Raw genomic sequence first — 12,354 nt, 5'->3', positions numbered from 1 at the left:
TACGACGTTGATAGGCAGGGTGTGTAAGTGCTGCGAGGCATTGAGCTAACCTGTACTAATTGCCCGTGAGGCTTAACCATACAACACCCAAGGGGTTTTGTGGACTCAAAGAAAGACAGACCTTGAATGCGTTTGAAGAGATAGACTTTTAAATCAGTTTTCCGAATTTTAAAATTTGCTTGGCGACCATAGCATTGTGGACCCACCTGATTCCATGCCGAACTCAGAAGTGAAACACAATAGCGCCGATGGTAGTGTGGGGCTTCCCCATGTGAGAGTAGGACATCGCCAGGCTTTAAATTAAATCTTTAGGTTGACCGACCTGGAGATATGGACGCTCACTTAGTGAGTTGACCACTGCGGAGTGGTAGTTCAGTTGGTTAGAATACCGGCCTGTCACGCCGGGGGTCGCGGGTTCGAGTCCCGTCCACTCCGCCACTTATTCAGAGTTTCAGCTCTTTAAAACTGAAAATAGGGGTGTAGCTCCAATTGGCAGAGCAGCGGATTCCAAATCCGCGTGTTGGGAGTTCGAATCTCTCCACCCCTGCCATATTTAAGGCTCTAGCAGAAATGCTAGGGCCTTTTTGCTTTTATGTGTTGAAATCTTCAACTGKTAGAGCAGCGGATTCCCCGACTTCCCAAAAATAGCGCGTGTTGGGAGTTCGAATCTCTCCACCCCTGCCATATTTAAGGCTCTAGCAGAAATGCTAGRGCCTTTTTGCTTTTWTGTGTTGAAATCTTCAACTGATAGAGCAGCGGATTCCCCGACTTCCCAAAAACAGCGCATGTTGGGAGTTCGAATCTCTCCACCCCTGCCATATTAATAGCAATCTGGAAAATTAACTGATCAGGTTAATCCAATCCCTTGTACACATTTTTTTGACGCGATCTTTGCACTCAAGAAATCCATTCCAAGCGCGACAGACCTTCGAAACAATGTCGCTATAATCAATGAAGTTTTGATTTGCTAGATAGTGTTGTCTATACCTAGCTTCGTAAATGATGTTGATTATGAATTGATGCAGTATGGAATGGCATTTGTGACTGATACCAGTAGGGAAAGCTTTTATCTTGTTCCGATAGCTCAATGAATAAACTGGCGAGAACGACTCGAATATCAATTTGAAAAAGAGCTCTTCTACAATATTTATCCAATCGAGAAATCAGAATAAAAAAAAGGTTCAACTTATGGTTAAGTTGAACCTTTCTTTTTTAGGTCAAGCCTTGAATGATAACAAACTTCTCAAGTAGCTCGTCATCAGTTTCAATATGGTTTGGGTCAGTAATGATGCATTTTGTTATGGGGCATACAGACTGACATGTTGGCTTTTCATAGTGACCTTTGCACTCAGTGCATAAATCAGGATTGATCTCGAAGATGCTGTCACCCATCGAAATTGCGCCATTCGGGCATTCAGGATCACACATATCGCAGTTTATGCACTTGTCAGTAATTAACAGAGCCATTGTTTTCTTCTCAAGTAAGTCGCTTAAGTGAAAATTATTTGCCTGATGCGTTACGTGTATCTTGGCCTTCGCTCAAGTTACGCATCAGCAAGCCGTACTCGAGATCGAAATCTGCTGGTACAGGAATAAATACAAAGTGACCGTTACCTTTCGCATCGTCGACTGCTTCAGATTTACGGTTTTCCATAACTTCTAGTTTGAAAACAACGTTACCTTTCGGTGTCATCAACTCTAAGCTGTCACCAAGCAGGAACTTATTTTTCACTTCTACTTCCGCTAGGTCGCCACGGCGTTTGCCCGTGAATTCACCAACAAACTGTTGAGTGTCAGAGATAGAGTAACCGTATTCGTAGTTTTGGTATGCATCGTGTGTATGACGACGTAGGAAGCCTTCAGTGTAACCTCGGTGAGCTAGGCTCTCTAGTGTACCCATTAAGCTTTCATCGAATGGTTTGCCTGCCACAGCATCGTCGATAGCTTTGCGGTAAACCTGTGCAGTACGCGCACAGTAGTAGAAAGACTTAGTGCGACCTTCAATTTTCAGAGAGTGAACCCCCATCTTAGTGAGACGCTCAACGTGTTGGATTGCACGAAGGTCTTTTGAGTTCATGATGTAAGTACCATGCTCATCTTCAAACGCAGCCATCTTTTCTTCTGGCTTGTGTGATTCAGAAAGTAGAACCACTTCGTCTGTTGGTTTACCTAGACCTAGTGTGTTGTCTGGACGTTCATCTTGAACTTCTACTTCTTGAATAGCAACACCAGTAGGATTTGCTTCAACGATCTGACCATTTTCGTCTTCTTTTGCAGCTTCGGTTTTGTATTCCCAACGACAAGCGTTAGTGCAAGTGCCTTGGTTTGGATCGCGCTTGTTCATGTAACCCGAAAGTAGGCAGCGACCAGAGTACGCCATGCAAAGAGCACCATGAACAAAGATCTCTAGTTCGGTTTCTGGACAGTGTTCGCGAATCTCTTCGATCTCTTCAAGCGATAGCTCACGAGATAGGATTACACGTTCAACGCCTTGGGTTGACCAGAACTTAACGGTCGCCCAGTTTACTGCGTTTGCTTGAACAGAAAGGTGAATTGGCATTTCAGGGAATGCTTCACGAACCATCATGATAAGACCTGGGTCCGACATGATAAGGGCGTCAGGGCCCATATCTACAACGGGCTTAAGGTCGCGAATGAATGTTTTTAATTTAGAGTTGTGCGGCTGAATGTTACATACAACATATAACTTTTTGCCTTGAGCATGAGCTTCATCGATACCAATTTGTAGGTTTTCGTGATTGAACTCGTTGTTACGAACGCGAAGGCTGTAACGTGGCTGGCCTGCGTATACTGCGTCTGCGCCATAGGCGAATGCGTAACGCATGTTTTTAAGGCTTCCTGCCGGTGATAATAGTTCAGGTACAAATGGTTTTTGTATTGTCATTGCTTCGTTCTCTAATTCTGATTTCAAGTCAGGTTGATACCACCAAGTGATATCAAATGGGCGCAAATTTTACGCTAAAATGAGTTTGGTTGATAGCCCTAAAGGTAGCTATAACATTAACAAGAGGGGAGAGAGGCCGATATAAGCGGGAATTTGGAGAATAATAAGCTCAGGTATCGTTTGCTCCTGAGCTTACCGTTTGGCTGATTAAGCGTTAGGTTGGGTTAAACCGCCTAATGACTCGTACAGGTTTGGAAGGAAAACACTGAGCTCCCCGCAAAGTAGAGAGAAGTCGGCATCAAAACGCGCCGCTTGGTCTTCACGTGGAATATCGTCGTTTTCGTCTTTGAGTTCATCACTGAATTTTAGGCGCTTGATGCTACCATCATCGGCAAGAATGAATTCAATACGATCTTGCCAGTTGATCAGCAGCTTCGTTACCATTTTGTTGGCTTCGATGTGGTTCTTAATTTCATCCGCTTCTAGTTCTTGTTTCTTAACTCGAACAATACCGCCGTCTTCTTGGATAGATTTTAATTCTGCTTCATCAAGTAGAGTGATACCTTGAGGTGTTTCGCCTGACTTCACCCATTCAGTTAACGTTGTTTCAATCGCTTGCTCAGGAATCGCCGGTACTACGGGGAGGCTGCCCATCGTTTTACGTAACAATGCCAATACATCTTCCGCTTTTTTGTAGCTGCTTGCATCAACCACGATAAAGCCTTCTTTCGGCATGATCAGCGCGTAAGTGAAGTTACTGCGGCTGAAAGCTCGAGGAAGTAGATCAATGATGATGTCTTCTTTTAGGCTGTCTTTTTCTTTCTTTTTCAGAGGTGTTCCGGACTCTGCCTCCAGCGTTTCTACTTTTGCATTCAATGAATCTTTGATCACAGAAGCTGGCAGCATTTTCTCTTCTTTCTTTGCACAGATTAGAATGCGGTTTTCTGATACGTGCGTCATCATATCGCCGTGTCGCCCCATCGCATTTACCCAACCAAACTTCTGTTTGTCTTGGCTACCACAAGGGGTAAAACGGAACTCTTCAAGTTGTTTCTCTAGCTGATCTGCGTTGAAGTCTATATCACGATTAAAGCGATAGACGAGGCAATTCTTAAACCACATAAATATTACTCATACCTTTATCTGAAGACGCTCATCATAGGAGATTTCGCTCCATTTGTCTTTTACCTGTAATAAAAATTAAAAGTGAAATGTTTGAGACAGTTATATGAAAATTTGTTTTCAAAGGTCACAAAAGTGTCATAATTAAACCAGATAATGCAATGCGTTGATTAAATACTAAGGCTATTCAATTATGTCGAGAAGGATTCTGGTCGTTGAAGATGAAGCACCTATTCGTGAGATGCTGTGTTTCGTGCTTGAACAAAAAGGCTACCAAGCAGTCGAGGCTGAAGATTACGATACAGCAGTAAACAAGCTATGTGAACCTTTCCCAGATCTAGTATTACTAGATTGGATGCTACCAGGTGGTAGCGGGATAAACTTTATCAAGCACATGAAGCGTGAAGAGTTAACTCGCAACATTCCTGTGGTGATGCTAACGGCTCGTGGCGAAGAAGAAGATAAGGTGCGTGGTTTAGAAGTGGGCGCTGATGACTACATTACTAAGCCATTTTCACCAAAAGAACTTGTCGCTCGTCTGAAAGCGGTGATTCGCCGTGTGACACCGACGGCATTGGAAGACGTGATTGATGTACAAGGTCTTAAATTAGACCCTGTATCTCACCGCGTTACCGCAAGCGAAGGTCCTGTTGATATGGGGCCAACAGAGTTCAAAATGTTGCACTTCTTTATGACACACCAAGAGCGTGTATACAGTCGAGAGCAACTGCTGAATAACGTTTGGGGTACCAATGTTTATGTGGAAGATCGTACGGTTGATGTGCACATTCGACGTCTGCGCAAAGCGCTTGAATCAGCCGGTCATGATAAGCTAATCCAAACGGTTCGCGGCGCGGGCTACCGTTTTTCTACAAAAGCTTAGTGTGGCTTCGCTACCCAGTTTACGGAGTCCTGAATGGTTGAAAAGTTAACCTGGAAAAAGCTGGCTTGGGAGCTGGCTTTTTTTTACGCACCTTGGGTTTTAGTCGGATGGATATTCGGCTACCTACCTTGGTTACTGCTGGCTGCTACGGTATTGCAGCTCGGCTGGCATCTACATAATCAAATGCGTTTGTCCGCATGGTTGTGGGATGAGAAGCGTCTAACGCCACCATCAGGTTCTGGGAATTGGGAGTCTCTGTTCAACGGTATTTATCGTATGCAGCAGAGACAGCGTCGCAAACGTAAAGAGCTGACCAACCTGATCCGCCGTTTCAGAAACGGTGCCGAATCCCTTCCTGATGCCGTTGTGGTATTTCGCGGTGAAGGCAATATCGTTTGGTGTAACAAGCTTGCTCAGTATTTACTTGGGTTTCGCTGGCCAGACGATTCAGGGCAACCGATTTCTAACTTGATCCGCACGCCGGACTTCATCAAGTATCTTAATAAACAAGATTTTTCAGAACCGTTAGAGATGCCTTCGCCGCTTAACGTGGAACGTATGCTTGAGCTTCGTATTGTGCCGTATACCGAGGGTGAACATCTAATGGTGGTACGTGATGTTACTCAGCTAAAACAGCTCGAAGGCATGCGTCGTAATTTCTTTGCCAATGTCTCTCACGAACTGCGTACGCCAATGACTGTACTTCAGGGCTACCTTGAAATGACGGAAGATCCAGACATGATCGTTGGTCCTATGTGGCCTAAGGCTCATGGTGTGATGACCGAGCAACTGAATCGCATGAACAGCCTGGTTAATCAGCTTCTAACGCTTTCAAAAATCGAAGCAGCGCCGATGCATGAGTTGGATGAAGTCGTCAATGTTCCCGCGATGTTAGAAGTACTTGAGAAGGAAGCGGCAAGTTTAAGTGGCGATCGTGAACATAAACTTGAGTTTGATATTGATAGGAGTTTATGCGTCTTCGCTGATGAAGATCAGTTAAGAAGTGCAATATCGAATTTGGTTTATAACGCCGTGAAATACACACCACCGGGTGCAACAATTAAGGTGCGTTGGTACCAAACGAGTCAAGGGGCTCATTTGGATGTGTCAGACACCGGAGACGGTATCGAGCCACAGCATTTACATCGACTCACTGAACGTTTCTATCGCGTAGATAAAGCACGCTCACGCGATACTGGTGGCAGTGGTCTTGGCTTGGCAATTGTGAAACATGCGCTGAGTCACCATGATTCGCATTTAGAAATTCAAAGTGAAGTAGGTGTCGGTAGTCGATTCCATTTCACATTGCCAAACCGACTGACAGTATCATGAGTTGTTTGATACGTAGGATGCGTTTCCCTGCCAGCTCATTGCTCGCGTTTGTTTTAGCAACCTCTGTTCATGCCGAACAGAGTGTCGACTCTCTGCCTGATTACGCTAAGGTTTCTGGGGTTTCTGGGAGCTTATTATCGGTGGGTTCGGATACCTTGGCCGGTATGACGACATTATGGATGGAAGAGTTCAAATCTTACTACCCGAATGTGAACGCCCAAGTTCAAGCATCTGGTTCTTCCACCGCTCCTCCTGCTTTAACGGAAGGAACGGCTCAGCTTGGACCTATGAGTCGTCCAATGCGTCTACGAGAAGTTGAAGCGTTTGAAAGAGTGCATGGCTATAAGCCGACAGCGCTGCGAGTCGCTATCGATGCGATTGGCCTTTTTGTGCATCGTGATAACCCCATTGAAGGGCTAAACTTTCGTCAGATCGATGGCATATTTTCTGAAACATTGCGTTGTGGTGGTGTTAAACATATCGAAAGCTGGCAAGCGTTAGGCATTAAACAACCTTGGGCGAAACATCGCTTCCAGCTGTTTGGTCGAAACTCTGTTTCTGGTACCTATGGTTACTTTAAGCAGAACGCTTTGTGTGGCGGTGATTTCAAAAATAGAGTCAATGAGCAGCCTGGTTCTGCTTCTGTCGTTCAATCTGTCGCATCGTCAATCAGTGGGATAGGTTACTCGGGGATTGGTTACCGAGTTGCGGGCGTAAAATTGATTCCGATTGCGGAACGAGGTTCACAATACGTTCAACCAACTCGCGCCAACATTTTGAGTGGTGATTATCCATTATCGCGTTTTTTATATGTCTATGTTAACAAGCACCCTGACAAGCCGCTTTCTCCTATAGAGAGAGAGTTCCTCACTTTTATTTTCTCTAAGCAAGGCCAGAAGCTGGTAGAGGAAGACGGTTACCTGGCGATACCACCGAAGTTTGCAAAGCAAGAGTTGGCAAAGATCGGGCTATAAGGCTTGCTCACGAGTACCGCAGCCTGCTCTACAGAAACTCGACTAATCAGCTACACATGACGGGTTCTTTTTATTGAATGATATTCATCCTGTCTGTGGTTTTATTTTAAGTAATAGGGTTAATAAACTTGTTATTAGTTTCAGTTGTTTAACGTTACTTGTAATATAACTGTCATCTAAAGTACATATTATGTCAGTAGCTAGAAAAGGTAGATAAACAGATGGCTTTAGCCCAATTTTCATTGAAAGAACGTGATAAAAAAAGATGGTTGAAAGATCGTCTCGTTCGTTTTTCAGTGACATGTGGTGGTGTCAGTGTTTTAGCCGCTTTGGTATTGATCTTTGTTTATTTGGCCATCGTCATTTTACCGATTTTTTCTGACACTGGATTAGAGACAAAACAGGCCGTTAAAACCGTTAGCGTAGACAAGCCGATTGCTTTATCCGTTGATGAGTACGGTCAACATGCATTCACCATCGAAAAATCAGGCTTGGTACAATTTTGGGATTTAGGTACTCAAAATACACGCCCTTACTTTGAGCTTAATGTAGCAAGTAACCCCATCGCCTTTTCTCGAAATACCCCCTCTGAAAACTGGTTCGCCTTTGCTGATAGTGCCAGTCATATCACCCTGTTTTCTCCAGAGTATAGTGTGCCCGTATTGCAAAATGGCGGACATAAGAAGCCAAAAGTCGAGAAAATCACGCTATCTGCCCCATTCTTGAATGATAAAGTATCTAATGGGGCGATGATTGAGCAGTTCGCATTCTCTAAAAGTGGACGTGAACTCACCGTTGTTGCTCAGTTAACTGATCAGCGTCTCCTTGTTAAGTGGTATCAAAGAGATCTTGCTGGTGGGTATGTTTTTAAGAAAAGCCAATGGCTATCGGACAAGTTCGGTTTACAACAACAGTTATTAGCGACACCTGATGGGCAAACGTTATATTTAAGATCTCAATCAGATTTGGTGGTATTGAAACTAACGGAAGTGGGGTTCATTGTTCGTGAAGTGATTGATCTTAGTTTGAATGACGCGAAGCACGCAGTGAAAAGTATCAACTTATTATCTGGTGCATATTCTCTGTTGGTAACGCATCAAGATGGACAGGTTTCCCAATGGTTTGATGTACTAAAAAATAAAAAACGCAGCCTGACCCATATCCGTGATTTTCAGCTCGCGGAAGAAGTGCAATTTATTTTGCCAGATACTTACCGAAAAGGTTTCTACAGTTTCTATAAGAATGGCACGTTACAAAGCCATTATACGACCAGTGAAAAGCTCTCTTTATTTGAACGAGCATTTGATAAATCACCACAATTAGCCGCCATGTCCGCTAATGAATTGCATTTGGCGACACTTATCGATGACAAAATCAGCGTGGCTAAGGTCGACAATGAATATCCAGAGATTTCATTTTCATCGCTCTGGCAAAAAGTGTGGTATGAAAGTTACCCAGAGCCTCAATATGTTTGGCAATCAACGTCGGCTAATGATGATTTTGAAGAGAAATTCAGTTTAGTTCCGATCACTTTTGGGACCATCAAGGCCGCTCTGTTTGCTATGATGTTTGCCGTACCTGTTGCGGTGCTCGGGGCCATTTATACCGCCTATTTTATGTCTCCGCGAATGCGAAGAGTGGTCAAACCTTCAATTGAACTTATGGAAGCCTTACCGACGGTTATTATTGGTTTTTTGGCTGGGCTTTGGTTTGCCCCCATCGTTGAAACCCATTTGACGGCTGTTTTTTCATTAATGGTGTTGCTGCCATTGAGTACATTAGTTTCTGGGCTGGCTTGGTTCTGTTTGCCAAAGATAGTAACGAGTCGTTTTTCTAATGGTTGGCATGCGCTGATCTTGATCCCGGTATTGGTGATTACGGTGGTGGCCGTCTTTGCGGGTGGCAACAGCATCGAAGCGCTGCTGTTTAATGGTGATATTCGAACTTTCTTGGCCAGTTATGGCATCGACTTTGACCAACGTAACGCGTTAGTCGTTGGTTTTGCTATGGGGTTTGCGATTATTCCTACCATCTTCACTATTGCAGAAGATGCGATTTTTTCCGTACCTAAACACTTATCCGATGGCTCATTAGCGTTGGGAGCAACAGCGTGGCAGACCCTGATTCATGTCGTATTACTTACGGCGAGTCCAGGTATATTCTCAGCTATTATGATGGGATTAGGGCGTGCTGTTGGCGAAACGATGATTGTATTGATGGCGACCGGCAATACGCCAATCCTTGATTGGAATATTTTGGAAGGGATGAGAACATTATCGGCAACGATTGCCGTCGAATTACCAGAGTCAGAAGTGGGAGGCTCTCACTTCCGTTTACTGTTCTTAGCGGCACTCTTGCTGTTTATTTTCACGTTCGCAGTCAACTCAGTCGCAGAGTGGGTTAGACAAAGACTGAGAGATAAATATCGTGCGCTGTAGTTTTATAGGTTTACCTCAATGTGTCTCAATGGCTTTTCGTTATTTGGCTAGCGTACCTCGTGAGCTAGGCTATTTCTTGGTTTCAGCATACCAAGAGCAGGGGCGTTGATGATGAATAAACTGAAGTCATTATTATCTTGGGTTAAATCTGGCTCTCCATGGATTTGGTTAACGGGTGGGGCGGTGAGTATTAGTATGCTTTCTGTTCTTGGCCTAATGTTACTGATTGGCTGGAAAGGGTTAACCTACTTTTGGCCGGCCCCTTTGTATCAATGGCATGTTGACTCTAAAGAGCGCTCGCTGGTTGTTGATCTTGACAAAATGGTGTCGAAGCAAGATGTGCTGGTAGGTCAGTTGTATGAGCGAAAGTACATTCCGATCGAGCAAGTACCACAAGTGCATGATCTTTTGTCTCCTCAAAATCTATCCATGGGACTAATACAGCGATTAAGCATCAAAGTCGGCAACAGAGAGCTTTATCCGGCTGATTTTGTTTCAATACTGGATATTAACTTACGAGAGCCCACAACTCCGCCTGAGTGGGCGGTGATTGAGCGAAGTCGAGGAGGGGATTTCTTTGGTAAACCGGTTGGTTTTAAAACGGCTTCAGGAACATTCTATTCGAACATTGATCAAAAGCTAGAAGACGGCTTGTTGTTTGCTGATTCGCTTCGTGAAGAAACATCACGCGTTGTCAATCAAGAGATCAGCAATGTGAGTTGGCAATTAGAAAACCTGCGTTTAGAAAAGCGTAAACTAGAACTCAATGAGTCTGTTAGTGATGACTATCTTAAAACGTATACAGAAACCAAACTCAAATTACAGCACCAATTAGACGACGCTGAAATCAAGTTAGAGCATCTCAGAACACAACTGAATGTCGAAAGTTTGCTTGTTGAAGATATGACAGGTAAGCAGGTTGAGATACCACTCAGTCATATATTGGACTATTGGTATCCCAATAAGATGTCTTACCTTGAAAAAGTAGGGCATTGGGGGAAGCAAGTGTGGAAGTTTGTATCTGAAAACCCCCGAGATTCGAACTCTGAAGGTGGTGTTTTCCCAGCCATTTTTGGTACCGTATTACTGGTGATATTAATGTCGATTGTTGTGATGCCTTTAGGGGTTGTTGCTGCGATCTATCTACATGAATACGCTCAAAGTAATGCATTAACCCGTTTAATTCGTATTGCGGTTATCAATTTAGCCGGGGTTCCGTCGATCGTTTATGGCGTTTTTGGTTTAGGCTTTTTCGTTTATACGATTGGTGGCTCTATCGATAGCCTGTTTTATGCTGAGCGATTACCGGCTCCAACATTCGGTACGCCGGGGCTACTTTGGTCGGCTCTAACCTTAGCTGTATTGACACTTCCGGTTGTGATTGTGACAACGGAAGAAGGTTTAACGCGAATTCCTAGCTCAGTGAGGCATGGCTCTTTGGCTCTCGGGGCCACTCAATTTGAGACGCTATGGCGAATTGTGTTACCGATGGCCAGCCCCGCCATTATTACGGGATTAATCTTGGCGGTTGCGAGAGCCGCGGGTGAAGTGGCGCCATTAATGCTCGTGGGGGCGGTTAAGCTTGCCTCCAGTTTGCCTGTTGATGGTCAATTCCCCTACCTACACTTAGAACGAAAGTTCATGCATTTAGGTTTTCATATCTACGATGTTGGCTTTCAAACCTCTAATATCGAAGCTGCTCGCCCTCTCGTTTATGCGACGTCATTTTTATTGGTTACAGTGATTGTTGGGTTGAATTTAACAGCCATTAATATTCGTAATAACTTGCGTGAAAAATACCGAACCTTAGGACAAGATTAAATGTTCTCGATTAATGAAACTTTGGGTTACCAAGCACCACTTGATGTTAATAACCTAACCGATGAGCAGACGGCTATCTCTATTGAAGGGTTGAATCTTTATTATAAAGAGAGCCAAGCGCTTGATGATATCTCCATGCAAATACCGAAAGGGCAAGTAACGGCTTTTATCGGTCCATCTGGGTGTGGTAAGTCAACCTTGTTGCGCTGCATTAATCGAATGAACGATTTAGTTGAGGGCTGTAAGGTTTCAGGGAAAGTGAAGCTGCATGGTAAGAATGTGTACCACCCTAAGGTTGATGTTGCCACGTTGAGACGTCGAGTTGGAATGGTTTTCCAGCGCCCGAATCCCTTCCCTAAATCTATCTATGAGAATGTCGTTTATGGATTGAGGCTACAAGGCATGAGTAATCGGCGAGATCTGGATGACGCAGTTGAACGTTCTTTACGTGCCGCTGCATTATGGGATGAAGTTAAAGACAGATTACATGAAAATGCATTTGGTCTATCAGGCGGTCAGCAGCAGCGTTTGGTTATCGCTCGTGCGGTCGCGATCGAACCAGAAGTTTTATTGTTAGACGAACCGACATCGGCACTCGATCCTATTTCTACTTTGACGATTGAAGAGCTGATTAATGATCTGAAAACACAGTACACCGTGGTTATTGTTACTCATAACATGCAGCAGGCCGCTCGCGTGAGTGACCACACGGCTTTTATCCATATGGGTAAGTTGATCGAGTACTCAGATACGGACTCAATCTTCACGTCTCCATTGAAAAATCAAACAGAAGACTACATAACAGGTAGGTATGGCTAACCGTTTGGATTGGAGTCATCTAGAGCTAAGCCACTCTTATATCAATGGCTTGTTTCATTT

9 protein-coding genes, 2 tRNA genes, 2 rRNA genes and 1 pseudogene are annotated in these 12,354 nt (G+C 44.2%); 11 read left to right on the top strand and 3 right to left on the bottom strand.

The features are described from left to right. The 5 genes and pseudogenes from L4B77_RS05040 to L4B77_RS05020 all read left to right on the top strand — a co-directional run. Window positions 1-80 (top strand): 23S ribosomal RNA (locus tag L4B77_RS05040); the annotation flags it as partial. Between the two features lie 98 nt (window positions 81-178). Then, a 5S ribosomal RNA gene (gene rrf / locus L4B77_RS05035) occupies window positions 179-294 on the top strand. Between the two features lie 67 nt (window positions 295-361). Then, a tRNA-Asp gene (locus L4B77_RS05030) sits at window positions 362-438 on the top strand. Window positions 439-473: 35 nt separating this feature from the next. Beyond that, a tRNA-Trp gene (locus tag L4B77_RS05025) sits at window positions 474-550 on the top strand. A gap of 436 nt (window positions 551-986) precedes the next feature. After that, a pseudogene (locus L4B77_RS05020) lies at window positions 987-1,172 on the top strand (hypothetical protein); the annotation flags it as partial. A 40-nt stretch (window positions 1,173-1,212) separates the two neighbouring features. Here L4B77_RS05020 and L4B77_RS05015 read toward each other — a convergent pair. From L4B77_RS05015 to rdgC, 3 genes are all read right to left on the bottom strand, one after another. Next, window positions 1,213-1,467 (bottom strand): YfhL family 4Fe-4S dicluster ferredoxin, encoded by a 255-nt coding sequence (locus L4B77_RS05015; protein WP_261838947.1) that lies wholly within the window; start codon window positions 1,465-1,467, stop codon window positions 1,213-1,215. Window positions 1,468-1,501: 34 nt separating this feature from the next. Beyond that, on the bottom strand, window positions 1,502-2,905 hold the full coding sequence (gene trhP, locus L4B77_RS05010; RefSeq protein ID WP_429748885.1) for a prephenate-dependent tRNA uridine(34) hydroxylase TrhP: 1,404 nt from the start codon (window positions 2,903-2,905) through the stop codon (window positions 1,502-1,504). 207 nt (window positions 2,906-3,112) lie between these two features. Continuing rightward, window positions 3,113-4,027 carry a recombination-associated protein RdgC gene (gene rdgC, locus L4B77_RS05005; protein ID WP_261838949.1) on the bottom strand — a complete coding sequence of 305 codons (915 nt, stop codon included), beginning with the start codon at window positions 4,025-4,027 and terminating at the stop codon, window positions 3,113-3,115. Window positions 4,028-4,220: 193 nt separating this feature from the next. Between rdgC and phoB the strand changes: the two genes are divergently transcribed. From phoB to pstB, 6 genes are all read left to right on the top strand, one after another. Then, a complete protein-coding gene (gene phoB / locus L4B77_RS05000; protein WP_004735064.1) occupies window positions 4,221-4,910 on the top strand; it encodes a phosphate regulon transcriptional regulator PhoB in 690 nt (229 codons plus the stop codon). 33 nt (window positions 4,911-4,943) lie between these two features. Beyond that, window positions 4,944-6,242 carry a phosphate regulon sensor histidine kinase PhoR gene (phoR, locus tag L4B77_RS04995; protein WP_261838950.1) on the top strand — a complete coding sequence of 433 codons (1,299 nt, stop codon included), beginning with the start codon at window positions 4,944-4,946 and terminating at the stop codon, window positions 6,240-6,242. Window positions 6,243-6,259: 17 nt separating this feature from the next. Then, window positions 6,260-7,216: a PstS family phosphate ABC transporter substrate-binding protein gene (locus tag L4B77_RS04990; protein WP_261839676.1), complete on the top strand. Its 957-nt coding sequence runs from the start codon at window positions 6,260-6,262 to the stop codon at window positions 7,214-7,216. Between the two features lie 221 nt (window positions 7,217-7,437). Beyond that, window positions 7,438-9,654: an ABC transporter permease subunit gene (locus L4B77_RS04985; RefSeq protein WP_429748879.1), complete on the top strand. Its 2,217-nt coding sequence runs from the start codon at window positions 7,438-7,440 to the stop codon at window positions 9,652-9,654. A gap of 111 nt (window positions 9,655-9,765) precedes the next feature. After that, complete coding sequence (gene pstA, locus L4B77_RS04980) at window positions 9,766-11,475, top strand: phosphate ABC transporter permease PstA (RefSeq protein ID WP_261839677.1); 1,710 nt, start codon at window positions 9,766-9,768, stop codon at window positions 11,473-11,475. Beyond that, window positions 11,476-12,294 carry a phosphate ABC transporter ATP-binding protein PstB gene (pstB, locus tag L4B77_RS04975; protein ID WP_261838952.1) on the top strand — a complete coding sequence of 273 codons (819 nt, stop codon included), beginning with the start codon at window positions 11,476-11,478 and terminating at the stop codon, window positions 12,292-12,294. Window positions 12,295-12,354 lie beyond the last annotated feature (60 nt).

Source organism: Vibrio minamisatsumaniensis, from assembly GCF_050337445.1.
Taxonomy (GTDB): domain Bacteria; phylum Pseudomonadota; class Gammaproteobacteria; order Enterobacterales; family Vibrionaceae; genus Vibrio; species Vibrio artabrorum.
Note: the sequence above shows the minus strand (reverse complement) of the source record. Positions and strands in the feature narration are given on the sequence as shown.